This window comes from Paraburkholderia sediminicola (genome assembly GCF_046030555.1).
Lineage (GTDB): Bacteria > Pseudomonadota > Gammaproteobacteria > Burkholderiales > Burkholderiaceae > Paraburkholderia > Paraburkholderia sediminicola_E.
Genome location: NZ_JAQQCH010000004.1, coordinates 64388 through 79458, shown reverse-complemented (window position 1 = coordinate 79458; position 15071 = coordinate 64388). Strand labels below are relative to the sequence as shown.

At 62.2% G+C, this 15071-nt stretch carries 12 protein-coding genes; 10 read left to right on the top strand and 2 right to left on the bottom strand.

The features are described 5' to 3' along the window. Positions 1-56: 56 nt before the first annotated feature. The 8 genes from PQQ52_RS07885 to PQQ52_RS07850 all read left to right on the top strand — a co-directional run bounded on the left by PQQ52_RS07885 (position 57) and on the right by PQQ52_RS07850 (position 10057). Entirely contained in the window at positions 57-902 is an 846-nt protein-coding gene (locus tag PQQ52_RS07885) for a transketolase (protein ID WP_408208829.1), read from the top strand. Next, positions 899-1897, top strand: a complete 999-nt coding sequence (locus PQQ52_RS07880; protein ID WP_408208826.1) for a transketolase family protein — start codon at positions 899-901, stop codon at positions 1895-1897. The genes PQQ52_RS07885 and PQQ52_RS07880 overlap by 4 nt, the downstream gene beginning before the upstream one ends. Positions 1898-1996: 99 nt before the next feature. Beyond that, entirely contained in the window at positions 1997-2761 is a 765-nt protein-coding gene (locus PQQ52_RS07875) for an SDR family NAD(P)-dependent oxidoreductase (RefSeq protein WP_054033623.1), read from the top strand. A 159-nt stretch (positions 2762-2920) separates the two neighbouring features. Then, the gene (locus PQQ52_RS07870; RefSeq protein WP_408208822.1) at positions 2921-3964 is read left to right on the top strand and encodes a TRAP transporter substrate-binding protein; all 1044 of its coding nucleotides are present in this window, start codon (positions 2921-2923) and stop codon (positions 3962-3964) included. Positions 3965-3968: 4 nt separating this feature from the next. Then, positions 3969-5828, top strand: coding sequence for a TRAP transporter large permease (locus PQQ52_RS07865; RefSeq protein ID WP_408208819.1), 1860 nt, complete (start codon positions 3969-3971; stop codon positions 5826-5828). Between the two features lie 118 nt (positions 5829-5946). Continuing rightward, complete coding sequence (gene tkt / locus PQQ52_RS07860) at positions 5947-7995, top strand: transketolase (RefSeq protein WP_408208816.1); 2049 nt, start codon at positions 5947-5949, stop codon at positions 7993-7995. 19 nt (positions 7996-8014) lie between these two features. Next, complete coding sequence (locus tag PQQ52_RS07855) at positions 8015-8980, top strand: D-2-hydroxyacid dehydrogenase (protein WP_408208813.1); 966 nt, start codon at positions 8015-8017, stop codon at positions 8978-8980. A gap of 432 nt (positions 8981-9412) precedes the next feature. Continuing rightward, positions 9413-10057 carry a hypothetical protein gene (locus PQQ52_RS07850; protein ID WP_408208810.1) on the top strand — a complete coding sequence of 215 codons (645 nt, stop codon included), beginning with the start codon at positions 9413-9415 and terminating at the stop codon, positions 10055-10057. Positions 10058-10081: 24 nt separating this feature from the next. Here PQQ52_RS07850 and PQQ52_RS07845 read toward each other — a convergent pair whose 3' ends face one another. Next, positions 10082-10594 carry a DUF3455 domain-containing protein gene (locus PQQ52_RS07845; RefSeq protein ID WP_408208807.1) on the bottom strand — a complete coding sequence of 171 codons (513 nt, stop codon included), beginning with the start codon at positions 10592-10594 and terminating at the stop codon, positions 10082-10084. 281 nt (positions 10595-10875) lie between these two features. On the opposite strand from PQQ52_RS07845, the gene PQQ52_RS07840 reads away from it, so the two are divergent. After that, complete coding sequence (locus PQQ52_RS07840; protein ID WP_408208804.1) at positions 10876-12027, top strand: peptidyl-alpha-hydroxyglycine alpha-amidating lyase family protein; 1152 nt, start codon at positions 10876-10878, stop codon at positions 12025-12027. Between the two features lie 232 nt (positions 12028-12259). Then, positions 12260-13582 (top strand): MFS transporter, encoded by a 1323-nt coding sequence (locus PQQ52_RS07835; RefSeq protein WP_408208801.1) that lies wholly within the window; start codon positions 12260-12262, stop codon positions 13580-13582. 124 nt (positions 13583-13706) lie between these two features. Here PQQ52_RS07835 and PQQ52_RS07830 read toward each other — a convergent pair whose 3' ends face one another. Then, positions 13707-15044 (bottom strand): TAXI family TRAP transporter solute-binding subunit, encoded by a 1338-nt coding sequence (locus PQQ52_RS07830; protein ID WP_408209557.1) that lies wholly within the window; start codon positions 15042-15044, stop codon positions 13707-13709. Positions 15045-15071 lie beyond the last annotated feature (27 nt).

Sequence of the window (15071 nt, the reverse complement as noted above, 5' to 3'; positions counted from 1 at the left end):
TCACTGGGAACGGCATCACAGCGGTCCCTGCAAAGAGAGCCACGAGGAGACAAACAGTGAACACCAGCGAAACCGCGCCGTACACCGAACTTGCGGCGCACGCCTACCAGATTCGCCGCAACGCGCTGCGCATGGGCGAAGTGCAGGGGCAGGGTTATATCGGCCAGGCGCTCGACATCGCCGATGTTCTGGCCGTCGCCTACTTCCGCGCTATGCGCTATCGCGCCGACGATCCTGAATGGGAAGGCCGCGACCGCTTTCTGCTATCGAACGGTCACTACGCGATTGCGCTGTACGCGGCGCTGATCGAGGCCCGCATCATCGCCGACGAAGAACTGGAAACCTACGGCAGCGACGACAGCCGTCTGCCGATGTCCGGCATGGCGAGCTATACGCCCGGCATGGAGATGTCCGGCGGCTCGCTCGGGCAGGGGCTGACGATTGCGGTGGGCCGCTGCCTGGGTCTGAAGCGCAAAGGCTCGGACGCCCGCGTCTACACGCTGTTCTCCGACGGCGAACTCGATGAAGGCGCGATCTGGGAAGGCCTGATGTCCGCGGCCCACTGGAAGCTGGACAACCTGATCGCGATGGTCGACGTCAACAATCAGCAGGCCGACGGCCCGTCGTCGAGCGTCATGGCGTTTGAGCCGCTGGTCGACAAGCTTCTGGCGTTTGGCTGGTTCGTGCAACGCGTGGACGGCAATGATCTCGCGGCCGTTGTCGCCGCGTTCGATGCGGCGCACGCGCATCCTGAAGCGCAACCGCGAATCATCGTCTGCGATACGCGGATGGGTTGCGGTGTGCCGTTCCTCGAAGCGCGTGAGAAAAACCACTTTATCCGCGTCGATGCGCACGAGTGGCAACTCGCGCTGCAGGCGCTGGAAGCCGGGAGAACCGTATGAGCGCCGCCGTACCGAAACCGCGTCTGAAGACTTCGGCGATGATCGCCTCGATTGCGGGCGAAGGGCAACTCACGCGCTCCGCGCCGTTCGGCCACGCACTGGTCGAACTGGCGCGCAACCGGCCCGAAGTGGTCGGCATGACCGCCGACCTCGGCAAATACACCGACCTGCATCTGTTCGCGAAGGAATATCCCGAACGCTACTACCAGATGGGCATGGCCGAACAACTGCTGATGGGGGCCGCGGCCGGCATGGCGCACGAAGGCGCGCAGCCGTTCGTCACCACGTACGCCGTGTTCGCCGCGCGCCGCGCCTATGACTTCATCCATCAGGCCATTGCCGAGGACAACCTCGACGTCAAAATCGTCTGCGCGTTGCCCGGCCTCACGACCGGCTACGGCCCGAGCCATCAGGCGGCGGAAGATCTCGCCCTGTTCCGCGCGATGCCGAATCTCACCGTGATCGACCCATGCGACGCCATCGAAATCGAACAGATGGTGCCGGCCATCGCCGACCATCGTGGGCCGGTGTATGCGCGGCTGTTGCGCGGCAACGTGCCGGTCGTGCTCGACGAGTATGACTATCAGTTCGAGCTCGGCAAAGCGAAGCTGCTACGCGACGGCGCCGAGGTGCTGATCATCTCGTCCGGGATCATGACGATGCGCGCGCTGGAAACGGCCAAGGCGCTGGCCGCCGATCGCGTCGATGTGGGCGTGCTGCATGTGCCGACCATCAAGCCGCTGGATACCGTCACGCTGTTGCGCGAAGCGCGCCGCTCAGGCCGTCTCGTGGTGGTGGCGGAGAACCATACGGTGATCGGCGGCTTGGGTGAGGCAGTGGCCACCGTGTTGCTGACCAACGGCGTCACGCCGCCGTTTCGTCAGATCGGCCTGCCCGATGCGTTTCTCGACGCGGGTGCGCTGCCGACCCTGCATGACCGCTACGGCATTTCCACCGAGGCGATGTGCGACACGATCAAAGGCTGGCTGCGATAAAGCTTCATAAGCGTCGATCAGCGCAGCGCCATACGCGCGTAGTTACCGATAGCAAACAACTTGGCAAACCATAAGCTTCATATTCAGGAGATCAGTATCATGTCAGAGTCACGTCTACTCGACGGCAAGGTCGCCGTCATTTCCGGCGGCGCGTCGCCGCGTGGCATCGGTATGGCGACCGCCCGCATGTTCGCGGCGCATGGCGCGCGCATCGCCATCTTCGATCTGGACGAAAACGCCGCGGTCGAAGCCGCCGCGTCGATCGGGCCCGAACATCGCGGCTATGTGTGCAATGTGACCGACCGTGGCGCCTGCCAGGCTGCCGTCGAACGCACCGTCGCCGATTTTGGTTCGATCGATATCCTGATCAACAACGCCGGTATTACCCAGGCCGCCAAGCTGCTCGAGATCGATCCGGAAAGCTGGGACCGTATCCTCGACGTCAACCTGCGCGGCGTGCTGTATCTGTCGCAAGCGGTTGTTCCGCAGATGAAGAAGCAGAAAAGCGGCTCGATCGGCTGCATGTCGTCGGTCTCGGCGCAGCGCGGGGGCGGCATTCTCGGCGGCCCGCATTACTCGGCGGCGAAGGCGGGTGTGCTGGGTCTCGCCAAGGCGATGGCGCGCGAACTCGGCAACGACGGCATCCGTGTGAATTGCGTGACGCCAGGCCTGATCCAGACCGACATCAACGCAGGCAAGATCAGCGACGACAAACGCGGCGAAATTCTCGCGGGCATTCCGCTTAACCGTCTGGGCGTACCCGACGATGTGGCCGGTGCCTTCCTGTTCCTCGCGTCGAACCTGTCGTCGTATATCACCGGCGCGGTGATCGATGTGAACGGCGGCATGCTGATTCACGGCTGATCCCGGTCCGGCAGGACGGGCCGTCTGGCGGGAGACCGGCGGTGGCGATGGAGGCCCTGTAGTAGAGAACAGACGATCGCGGTGAGCATTACGTGCAGCCGCCGCGGTTCAGCTTCGCAAACTATAACGACACGCGATCCTGATTTGGAGGAAGACACCATGACTACCCGTTCTAACGCCCCCCAGGGCATCAGCCGTCGCACCTTTCTGAAGGCCGGTGCGGCCATGTCCGCCGCCGCGCCGCTCTGGAGCATCTCGCGACGCGCAATGGCGGCCCCCGAGTTTTCGTACAAGCTCGCGACCGGCCAGGACCCGACGCATCCGGTCAATATTCGCGCTCAGGAGGCGATCAATCACATTCGCGAAGCGACCAACGGCCGCCTCGATATCAAGCTGTTTCCGCAGAATCAGCTCGGCTCCGACACCGATCTGCTGTCGCAGGTGCGCAATGGCGGCGTCGAGTTCTTCAATCAGGCTTCGTCGATTCTGGCGACGCTGACGCCCGCCGCAGGCATCGTCAACACCGGCTTCGCATTCAAGGACTACGACGCGGTCTGGAAGGCAATGGACGGCGATCTCGGCAACTACATCCGCGCGCAGATCGGCAAGTCGGGCATCGTCTCGGTGAGCAAGGTGTGGGACAACGGCTTCCGGCAGATCAGTTCATCGACCCGGGCGTTGCGTGCGCCGGCTGATCTGAAAGGCTTCAAGATTCGCGTGCCGCAAGCGCCGATGCTGACCTCGCTGTTCAAGGCGCTCGATGCCGGCCCCGCGCCGATCAACTTCAACGAGCTGTATTCGGCGCTGCAAACCGGCGTGGTGGAAGGCCAGGAAAATCCGCTGCCGATCATCGCCACGGCCAAGCTCTATGAAGTGCAGAAGTACATCAGCCTGACATCGCACGTGTGGGACGGTTACTGGATTCTTGGCAACCGCGCCGCGTGGGAGCGCTTGCCCGCCGACATCCGTACGATCGTCACGCGCGAATTCGAAAAGGCCGCGATGCTGCAACGCGCGGATATCGCCAAGCTCAGCCTGTCGTTACGCGACGACCTGAAAAAGAAGGGCATTACCTTTATCGATGTCGACCGCGAGGCTTTCCGTGCCGCGCTGGCCAAGACGAGTTTCTATCACGACTGGAAAGCCAAATACGGCGACGAGGCGTGGGGGTTGATGGAGAAATCCGTCGGAAAACTGGGGTAATGTGATGATCTCGATCTCCTATTCGCACGAGCGGCAGCATCGGTTCGCCTGTGCGCTCGACTCCGCCCTCGGCCATCTGGTGGAGATTCCCGCCGCCTTGCTGGTACTCGCGGAAATTGTCGTGTTGCTGGCCGGCGTGACGAGCCGCTATCTGCTGCACGCGCCGCTCGTCTGGTCCGATGAACTCGCCTCCATGCTGTTTTTGTGGCTCGCCATGCTCGGCGCCGTGATCGCCTTGCGGCGCGGCGAGCATATGCGGATGACGGCGCTGGTCGGCATGGCGTCGCCGGGTGTCCGCGCCTTTCTCGATGTGGTGGCGATCGCCGCGCCGATCGCGTTCCTCGCGATGGTGATCGGCCCGGCGATCAGCTTCGCGCAGGACGAATCGTTCATCACCACGCCGGCACTCGAACTGTCGAACTCGTGGCGCGCCGCTGCATTGCCGGTTGGTTCGGCGCTGATGCTGCTGGTCGCCGTGGTGCGGCTCGCCCGCGTGGGGAACTGGCGTATGACGCTCGCCGCGATTGCAGCGGTCGGCGCGCTGGTCGGCATTTTCATGGCGCTGGGACCGCTGTTGCGCGATCTCGGCAACATCAACCTGTTGATCTTCTTTGTCGGGCTGGTGGCGCTCGGGGTGCTGAGCGGCGTGCCGATTGCTTTTTCGTTCGGACTTGCCACCTTCGGCTATCTTGCACTGACGACGAATACGCCGATGCCGGTGGTGGTCGGCCGGATGGATGAGGGCATGTCGCATCTGATCCTGCTCTCGGTGCCGCTGTTCGTCTTTCTCGGCCAGCTGATCGAGATGACCGGCATGGCTGCCGCGATGATCGCGTTCCTCGCGAGTCTGTTGGGACACGTGCGTGGCGGGCTGTCGTACGTGCTGGTCGGCGCGATGTACCTGGTGTCGGGTATCTCAGGCTCGAAGGCCGCGGACATGGCGGCGGTCGCACCGGTGCTGTTTCCGGAGATGAAAGCGCGCGGGGCGAAACCTGGCGATCTGGTCGCGCTGCTGGCCGCAACCGGCGCGCAGACGGAGACGATTCCGCCGAGCCTTGTACTGATCACGCTTGGCTCGGTAACCGGCATATCGATCTCGGCGCTCTTCACGGGCGGCATGCTACCGGGCATCGTACTGGCTATCACGCTGTGCGCGGTGGTGCAGTGGCGCTACCGGCGCGAAGATCTGTCCGGTGTCAAACGTGCGACCCGTGGCGAGATTCTGCGCAAGCTGGTGATCGCGGTGCCGGCGCTCGCGTTGCCATTCGTGATTCGCGCGGCGGTGGTCGAAGGAATTGCAACGGCGACGGAAGTCTCGACCATCGGCATTGCGTATGCCGTGCTGGCGGGGTTGCTGATCTATCGCCGTTTCGAGTGGAAGCGCCTCAAGCCGATGCTGATCGATACGGCGAGTTTGTCCGGTGCGATTCTGCTGATCATCGGTGCGGCGACGAGCATGGCGTGGGCGTTGACGCAATCAGGCTTCTCAGGGCAGCTTGCGCAGACGCTCGGCGGTTTGCCAGGGGGCGCGGCGATGTTCATGGCCGCCTCCATCTGCGTGTTCGTGATTCTCGGCAGCGTACTCGAAGGTATTCCGGCAATCGTGCTGTTCGGCCCGCTGATGTTCCCGATCGCACGGCAGCTGGGGATTCACGATGTGCACTACGCCATGGTGGTGATCCTGTCGATGGGCGTGGGGCTGTTCGCGCCGCCATTTGGCGTCGGCTACTACTCGGCGTGCGCGGTGAGCCGCATTCATCCGGACGAAGGCATGAAGCCGATTCTTGGCTACATCGCCGCGTTGATGGTCGGCTTGATCATCGTCGCCGCGGTGCCGTGGATTTCGACCGGCTTCCTGCATTGATCCGCTGACGGATGAGGCTGCGCTGCGCAGCCGCTTTTACGACGTTCGTCCGCCCTATTCGATCCGTTTTGATTGCCGCCGCTCTGCATGCCGGAGCGGCGTAGAGGAGCCTTTTGTCATGTCCACTACAGAAGCGCAGCTTGCTGCGCCGAATGCTTCGATTGTTTCGCACGCAACGGCGGCGCAAGCGGCGCAATTGCCGTCGTTACCGCTCGCGGACGCGATTCGCTTCCTCTCTATCGATGCGATCCTGCAAGCCGGCGAGGGCCATCAGGGTGTGCCGCTCGGCATGGCCGAAATCGCAACTGCGCTGTTCACCCAGCACCTGAAATTCAATCCCGCCGATCCAACCTGGCCCGATCGCGACCGCTTCGTGCTGTCCAACGGACACGGTTCGCTGCTGCTGTATTCGCTGCTCTATCTGACCGGCTATGCGGCGATCGGCCTCGACCAGCTGAAGACCTTCCGCGAACTCGGCTCGCATTGTGCGGGACATCCCGAGTACGAACCGGCGCATGGTATCGAAGCGACTACCGGCCCGCTCGGACAGGGCATCGCCAACGCGTTCGGCATGGCCATTGCCGAAGCGTATCTCGCGGCGAAATTCGGCAGCGAGCTGGTCGATCACTACACGTATGCGTTCGTCGGCGACGGCTGTCTGCAGGAGGGCATCGGTCAGGAAATGATCTCGCTGGCGGGCCATCTGAGGCTTGGCAAGCTGATCCTCTGTTGGGACGACAACCAGATCACCGACGACGGCAGCACCTCGCTTTCGATCAGCGAAGACGTCTGCGCGCGATTTCGCGTTGCGGGCTGGCATGTGATCGACGTCGATGGTCACGATCTCGACGCGGTCAGTGCGGCGCTGACCATCGCGCGTAAAGACCCGCGACCGTCGATGCTCGCGTGCAAGACGGTCATCGGCTGCGGCATTGCGCGCTTGCAAGGCCAGCGCGGTGGTCATAGCGGCAAGCTGTTTCAGGCGGATGCCGACGCGGCGCGCGCCGAACTCGGCTGGCCGCATACACCGTTCAACGTGCCCGCTGACGTTCTGAGCGCGTGGCGCGAGGCGGGACGACGGAGCAGTGAAGAGTACAACGCCTGGCACGCACGCCTCGCCGCGTTGCCGGACGCACAGTGCGCCGAATTCGAGCGGGTCCTGGCAGGCGGCTTGCCGCAAGGCTGGGACGATGTGCTCGACGCTTACCGCAAACGCGCTGTCGAGCGCGATGAGCCGCAGTCAGGCATCACCGTGTCAGGCGAGATCAGCGATCTGTTCGCACGGCTGCTGCCTGAACGCATGGTGGGTTGTGCGGATCTCGAAGCGCCCACGGGTCACAAGCGCCAGTTGCACGCCTTCACCGCCGATGACCGCAGCGGTGCATACGTGCACTGCGGCGTGCGCGAACATCTGATGGGCGCGATGGCCAATGGCATGGCCGCGCACGGCGGCATCGTCGCGACCAGCGTCACCTACCTGGCATTTTCCGACTATCAGCGCCCGGCGATGCGCATGGCTGCGCTGATGGGCTTGCCGGTGCATTACGTGTACAGCCACGACTCGATCGGCGTCGGCAAGAACGGGCCGACGCATCAACCCGTCGAGATACTGGCCTCATTGCGCGCGATGCCGAACATGCGCGTGCTGCGTCCCGCCGACGCAGTGGAAGCGGCCGAGTGCTGGGCGCTTGCGCTCGAGCATCGGCGCGGGCCGAGCACGCTGGTGTTCGCTCGCCAGGCGTTGCCGCTGGTGCGCCGCGAACATAGCGCCGAGTCGTTGTCGCGTCGCGGTGCTTACGTGCTGGCCGAAGCGGAGGGCGGCGCGCGTGTCGTGACCTTGCTTGCCACCGGCTCTGAGGTCGCGCTGGCGTTGCAGGCGCGCCACCAGTTGCAGGAAGAGGGCATTGCGACCGCCGTGGTGTCGATGCCGTGTTGGGAAATCTTCGATGAACAGGACGCCCACTATCGCGCCGCGGTGTTGGGTTCCAACACGGTGCGCGTCGGTATCGAGGCGGCGCTGCGTTTCGGTTGGGACCGATATCTGGGTGAACGCGGTGGGTTTGTCGGGATGACCGGCTTCGGTGCTTCGGCTTCCGCGGAGACGTTGTACGAGCACTTCGGTATTACCGCACAGCATGTCGTGGCCGAGGCAAAGCGACATCTGTAAATCAAAAAAGGACACGAACATGTACAAGATCGCTTTTCTCGACCGCGCCACGCTCGCACCGCAAATCGTGTTGCGCGAACCGCGCTTCGATCATCAGTTGATCGAGTATGAAAACACGGCGCCTGAGCAGGTGTTGCAGCGGCTCACCGGCGTGTCGATCGCGATCATCAACAAGGTGGCGCTGACGCAGGAAATCCTTAATCAATTACCTGATCTGAAGCTCGTCGCCGTCGCTGCAACGGGCACCGATTGCGTCGACAAAGCGGCCTGCCAGCGGCTCGGCATTGCAGTGTGCAATATTCGCGGCTATGCGATCAACACGGTGCCCGAGCATACCTTCGCGCTGATTCTCGCGCTACGGCGCAATCTGATCGCGTATCGCGATGACGTGCTCGCCGGCGAGTGGCAGAAGTCCGGGCAATTCTGCTTCTTCACGCACGCGATTCACGATCTGGCCGGCGCGCGCCTTGGCATCATCGGTGAAGGGGTGCTCGGGCAGCGCGTCGCGGAAATCGGCAAAGCCTTCGGTATGCAGCCGATGTTCGCCGCGCACAAGGGGCGTGACGGCCTGGGTCCGCTTTACACGCCGTGGGACGAAGTGCTCGCGACGAGCGACATCATTACCGTGCACAGTCCGCTCACGCCGCACACGCGGAATATGCTGGCCATGCCCGAGTTCCGCGCGATGAAACGGAAGCCGTTGATCATCAATACAGCGCGCGGCGGGCTGGTCGACGAAGATGCACTCGTGCAGGCGCTCGACGAAGGTTTGATCAGCGGCGCGGGTTTCGATGTGACCGCAAGCGAGCCACCTCCCGAGGACAATCCACTGATGCGTGCGGCGGCTCGCCCGAACGTCATTCTGACGCCACATGTTGCATGGGCATCGGATGAGGCGCAGCAACGTCTCGCCGATCAATTAATGGACAACATCGAGAATTTCGTCAACGGCGCGCCGACCCATCTGGTGCAAGGGGCGTATTGATTGCCAGAGGACGCGGGCCCACTGCGCCTGGATCGTCGGACGATTCGATGCCCCGTGTCGATCGCAAAGAGAACTAGCTCGTTGCCGACAAAAAGCTGACACATCCGGACGAGAAAATTGCCTTTCCGAGGCGGATGTTCCATCACATCGCGCTGTAATCCCCCATGGCCGCGGGCGCAGAGAAAGCCCGCGGCGTTCGAACGATCGCGCCCGGATTTTGTGGCCATTCAGCACAGATTGTTTTTTCGCATTAGCATATGAAGGTGCCCAGTGCCGTCCGGCGGAGTGAATCCCCGGACCATTGCCGCTGGACGATCAACGTGTGCGGACCAAGCAGTCATCCCCACATCAACCTATCGCAGGCTCAGACTGCGAACCTGCCGTTCGACGTATTCTCCGGGCGAACGGCTGTCATCAATCCAATCATCTCGATTGAACGAATCGTTGGTTAATATGAGGAATGTACGCACATCATTGATCGTCGGAGTGCTTTTCGTCGAGTTGGTATTCGGCGCTTTTTTGTTGTTACAGAAAAGCCATCGCTCGACGGCCGACAGCGACGTCGCCACAAACGGTTCAGTGGAATTGGCCTCGGCCTCCCCGCAATCGGGTGACACCCATGTGACCGCGGGCACTGTGGTCGGCGCCGCGCCTCTCTCCGGCAACGCGGCGATGGGTTCCGGGCAGTCTACGAGCGGGGCCGTGGTGACGGCAGCCGACTCGCCAGTTATCGGTGTCGAACAGGCGCCGCGGCCGGCCGTGCGGCCACGCGAACCGGTCGCCGTTCATGGTTACGTTGAATCGAAGGCCGACCCAACCCCGCGAACCGAAAGCAGGGGCGACAGTCTGCATCGTCATGGCTTGAATCCGGCCGCCTCCGCGATGACGGATGAGCTGGTCAAAGCGTCCGCCGGACTCGATCCGGCATTGCCGCCTCCGCCGGTCCAGCCCAGCCGTAACGACGCGTACCATCAGGGCTTGAATCCGGTTGCGGCTGCCATGACTGATCAGCTAGTCAAAGAGTCGGCGAAACTCGATCCGGGACTGCCGCCACCGAACCAGCCCAACATGAAGTAAGTGCACGACATGAAGCGTGGGCGGCTACCGGTAGAACACGTAGTCCGCGAGATAGGGCGAGCTGCCGGCTTCATGTTCCGTCGAACACGGTGCCGTTGGCGCTAACCCGCCGACGGTATGCACACGCTGCACATATCGCACCGCTGAAAGCGTGCCGCTGCCGGATGTGCTATGCGTTTCGAGCAGTAGCTGCGGGATGCTCGCCCGGGTTTCGCTGGGCTGCTGCGCAAGCACGCGGCCTACGATCCGGCTACCGTCTTCCGCTTCCCAGGACGGCCCTGCGCCATGCCGGACCGCCGCGTGGCCGCTCGCGTCGTAGAGCGTCGCGAGCGGACTCTTGAACACCCATCCCAGACGATGCTGTGCGTCGAATTCACACGAATAGTTCTGCACGCCAGACGCTGCAAGTGTCATCACGCGCTCGGCCTGGGGTGGCTCGATGGATGCACCCGGCGGACTCGCGGGTGGCATTGCACACGCGGTGAGCATTGATACGGCGATGGTTGCGAAGCTGGCTTGCGAAACATACCTGAGCATGGATATCACCTCGAGTGAAGCGCGGCGCGTGGCGGTTGCGGCCGTTGAGCACGGCCGGTGAACCGGATAGTCGGGATAGTACGCGTGATCTGATGCGTGCCGGGAATCTGCGTGTGCCTCTGCCTGTACCTGGTTAGCCCGAAGCCGATCCTCCACACCCACTCGGTGTATCCTCCCGCGTGTAAGACCTACTGCGCCTGTTATTCGGACATGCCGTATACATCGGCGCGAAAACCGACAACGTCGCTGTCCTGCACAGCGAGCGAAAGGGAGGCAAGCCAATGAACGACCAGCAGTCGTACGCCTGTCTGTGCTGCAGCGATTCCCAAAGCGCTGTTTTAAGTCGGCGCCGCTTCCTTACCCTGGCGGCCGAAGGCGCTGCGGCGCTTGCTCTCTACCCGGGCCTCGCCTACGCGGAGTCTGTCCCGAGCATCGCTTACGAGTCGGTTCCCAATCTGCTGCGTCTCCCAAACGACGTCTATTTCGGCGAATGTTCCGGCGTGAGCTTCAACTCGAAGGGGCATATTTTTGTGCTCTCGCGCAGCAACTCGATCGGCCCGGCCTACGGCGCGGCCGCGGCCCAGCTTCTCGAGTTCGCGCCGGATGGTCGCTTCGTCCGCGAAATCGGCCACAACCTGTACGCCTGGTCGTTCGCCCACTCGGTCAAGGTCGACCGGCACGACAATATCTGGGTGAGCGACAAGGGCTCCGACATGGTGATCAAGTTCACTCCGGAGGGACGCGTAGCCATGGTTTTTGGCCGCAAGCAGGAGGCGGCGGACGAGGAAACCGGTCCGCTCAAGCATCCGAATCCGCCTTTGCCGTCGGAGCCGGGTCGTTTCAGGCAAGTCACCGACGTCGCGTGGGACAGCGCGGACAACACCTATATCAGTGACGGATACATCAACTCCCGTGTGGCGAAAGTCGACAAGGACGGTAACTGGCTCAAATCGTGGGGTGACCGTGGGACCGGTCCGGGTCAGTTCCATACGCCACACAGCATCGCCGTCGATGCCAAAGGTCTCGTCTATGTCGCCGATCGCAGCAACCGTCGTATTCAGGTTTTTGACGGCGAGGGCAATTTCCAGCGGCAGTTCACTATCGACGTACCGGTACCGCCCGGCGCTCAACCCGCAATCGGTAACGTGCCGGACGAAGCCATACTAGCCGCCGGCACTTTTGCACCCGGCTCCCCCTGGGCGATCTGCATTTCTCCGGGTCCGAATCAGGTGCTCTACAGTTCCGATGCGTTTCCGGGACGTATCTACAAACTGACGCTCGACGGAAAACTGCTTGGCGTGCTGGGGCAATCCGGCAAGCAACTGAAGCAGTTCGGCTGGATTCACCAAATGGCCTGTCCGTCTGAGAACGTGTTGTATGTCGCCGAGCTTCTTAACTGGCGCGTACAGAAGCTCATGCTGCGCCCTTCATAGCCTGGGTAAGCTGAGCAACCTGACTGACGCCGCGCCCGGCTTTCGTCTCTACAGGCCTGTGCCGATAACGTAAACGCTATCGGCCCATCCGGTTTCCTCATTGGAGTCGGTGCATGGCCGTCCGTACACTTGTCGCTCGGTGCGTGCAAGCGAGCATCGCATTGCGCAGTGCTAAAAGACGCCACCGACAATGATGAATGGCCACCTAAGGCCATCTGGACGGAGACACGATTTGGACAAAGACATCATTCCCGTATCGGCCGCCGCGGCGCAGTCCGCTCGCTTCAACTATCGCTGGCACGTTCTGATCTGGCTGATGATCGGCGGGATCATCAACTACATGGACCGCGCAAGTCTTTCGATCGCCGCGCCCGGCATGATTCACGAGCTTGGTCTGACACGCACGCAGATTGGTCTGCTCGGGAGCGTGTTCGCGTGGACCTATGCGGTGATGCAATTACCTGCAGGTTGGTTGATCGACCGTTTCGGCGCGAAGCGCGCGTATGCGCTCGGCATGATCTGGTGGAGTGTTGCGACCTGGCTGACGGGCGTAGTGGGTTCGATCTCCGGCTTGCTCGTGATGCGCGCGTTGCTCGCGGTGGGCGAGGCACCGTGCTGGCCCACCTCGGCGAAAATCACCGCGGCGTGGTTTCCGGCCAAGGAACGCGGCTTCGCGACAGGCGTGTGGGATTCGTCATCCAAGTGGGGACCGGCACTCGCGCCCGCCATGCTGGTTGCGTTGATGCTTGCGTTCGGTTGGCGCTCGCTATTTCATGTCACCGGCGCAGTTGGGATCGCGTTCGCACTCCTGTTTCTGTTGCTGTATCGCAATCCGGTCGACAGCAAACGTCTGTCGAAGGACGAGTTCGCCTACATCGAAGCGGGCGGCGGCGGTCACGAACGGTCGCTCGCGACCTCCTCACTCAAATGGCGTTCGCTGTTCGGCCGCCGCAGCGTGTGGGGCATGATCCTCGGCTACTTTTGCACGATCTGGCTCTGGAACATTTTCCTGGTGTTCTTGCCGCTCTATCTGCTCGATCGTTTTCATATCTCGTTCGCGCAACTTGGCATGGTCGCGGGAATTCCTTGGGCCGGCGGCGCGCTGGGTGAAATCGCAGTCGGCTATCTGGCGAAGAAAATGGTCGATCGTCATCTCGCGTCGGCGATCGATGCGAAGCGGTTATTGATCGCGTGCTGCTCGGCAGGCGCGGCAGTGTGCGCGATCGCGTTGCCGTTCACCCATGCATTCAGCGTGACGCTCGTGCTGTTCACCGTCGGCCTCGCCTTCATTGCGGCCGTGGTGGGCTCGGCATGGGCGCTCGCGGCGGATATCGCACCGTCGTCGATGATTGCGTCGGTGAGCGCGATCCAGAATTTTGGCGGCTACTTCGGTGGGGCGTTTTCGCCCGTCGTCGCGGGTTTTATCGTCGACCGCACCGGCTCCTATGCGCTCGCATTCATCTCCGGCGGCATTATTGCCGGATGTGCGGCGCTGTTCTACTGGTTCATGGCCCGCCAACCAATCGTCGACGATGCCGCCGCGCCAGCGGGTTGATGTTGGTCCGCGCATGAGGGCGCTGTGCTTGCTCAGTTCGCAGTCAGCGCGCCGCGTGGCTTCGCTGAGCCAGGACCCTCCTATGCGTATGCGCCCGACCTGAAGGCACACCCTCACTGCGCCGCTATTGCTCCCTTGCCACGCGGGAAATTCGATCCCGGACTACGCCAATTGCCTGTTTGAGCGCGTAGACGTCCTGGAAATAACGCTGCGGCATCCGGATCTGATTGGCATGCGCGTCGATGTGCTCGATCTCGTCCCGCCATTGCGCAATCTGGTCCGGGGTGGGATGACTGTTTTTCCATATCTCATCTTCGAGCGCTTTGATCTCGCGATACCAGACCACCAGGCGCTTTTTTATCCGCGCCGCCGCCATGCGCGGCAGCGCCTGTACCAGCCCCAGCAGCAAAGCCATGAAGGGCAGCAGGATCAGCAGACGTCGTTCGATAAAGCTGGCTAGCCAGAATGGCAAGTAGCGCTGCAGGAAGGGGCGCCCGGTTTTGAAGTAACGCTCGCTCTCTTCGGAAAGCGGAAATTCCTCGGTGTTCAGATTTGGAAAAACACCAAGTGGCGTGAAGTAATCTTCGCCGCCATGGACGGTTTTGGCCGCGTCCAGCAACAGGTAGACCAGTGCGGGGTGCAGGGTGTCTTTGGCGACGAGCAAAGCGGTGGCCGCGAGTAGCGTGACGTCGGTTTGCGGCAGGTCGTTGGCGATGCTGGTCGCGGCGCGCGGGAAAATAACCTTGGATAGCGACGGGAATTTCTGCACCAGCGCATCGGCCTGCGCAAAACTCATCAGTTTGAGATCGCTGTTCAGCAGCGTGGTTTGCATGGGCGCATCGGGCCTGCCGATAAAGAAAGCGGCATCCAGTTGCCCGTTTTCGAGCGCCTTGTAGGACTGGGTCGCGTCCATTTCGAGCAACGCCGTATTGTCCCGCGTGATGCCGCTGTACCCGAGCAATACTTGCGAGACGTTCAGCAGGCCGCTGCCAGGAACACCGATTGAAACTTTCTTGCCGCGCAGTTGCGCCAGCTGGTTGATGGTGGACTCGCCACGGTAGAACACCCAGATCGGTTCATAGGAGACGGCGGCGATCGTCTTCAGATGGTCGGATTCTTTCGGGTGGGTGGTGCCGGACTGAATAAAGCCCACTTCGTATTCGCTGTTCGGATCCTTCAAGCGTTGATAGTTTTCGCTCGAACCCGATGAACTGCGGATATCGAGCTTGATGCCGTCACGCTTCAGGATGGGCGCATAGCGATCGGCAAAGCCGCGATAGATTCCGTTGTCTGCGCCGGTCGTGATGACGATCGTGTGCCGGAAGGCGGGTTCGAGTATCACGGCCATGCCCCACCCTAGCAGCGCCATCAGCAGTATCGCGCCGGCAATGAGAAGCCGCCGGCGAGCCGGCGTCATGGCGGGTTTTTCGTTGCGATGAAGCGCTGGGTTGTGCCTGGGCATTGTTCGCCTCTCTAACAGCCAGCATGG

Excerpts from the sequence above, each read along its gene's own strand:
- PQQ52_RS07880 (WP_408208826.1), top strand. The coding sequence starts at position 899 with ATGAGCGCCGCCGTACCGAAACCGCGTCTGAAGACTTCGGCGATGATC.
- PQQ52_RS07840 (WP_408208804.1), top strand. The coding sequence starts at position 10,876 with ATGAACGACCAGCAGTCGTACGCCTGTCTGTGCTGCAGCGATTCCCAA.
- PQQ52_RS07870 (WP_408208822.1), top strand. The coding sequence starts at position 2,921 with ATGACTACCCGTTCTAACGCCCCCCAGGGCATCAGCCGTCGCACCTTT.
- PQQ52_RS07830 (WP_408209557.1), bottom strand. The coding sequence starts at position 15,044 with ATGCCCAGGCACAACCCAGCGCTTCATCGCAACGAAAAACCCGCCATG.
- PQQ52_RS07865 (WP_408208819.1), top strand. The coding sequence starts at position 3,969 with ATGATCTCGATCTCCTATTCGCACGAGCGGCAGCATCGGTTCGCCTGT.
- PQQ52_RS07875 (WP_054033623.1), top strand. The coding sequence starts at position 1,997 with ATGTCAGAGTCACGTCTACTCGACGGCAAGGTCGCCGTCATTTCCGGC.
- tkt (WP_408208816.1), top strand. The coding sequence starts at position 5,947 with ATGTCCACTACAGAAGCGCAGCTTGCTGCGCCGAATGCTTCGATTGTT.
- PQQ52_RS07845 (WP_408208807.1), bottom strand. The coding sequence starts at position 10,594 with ATGCTCAGGTATGTTTCGCAAGCCAGCTTCGCAACCATCGCCGTATCA.
- PQQ52_RS07855 (WP_408208813.1), top strand. The coding sequence starts at position 8,015 with ATGTACAAGATCGCTTTTCTCGACCGCGCCACGCTCGCACCGCAAATC.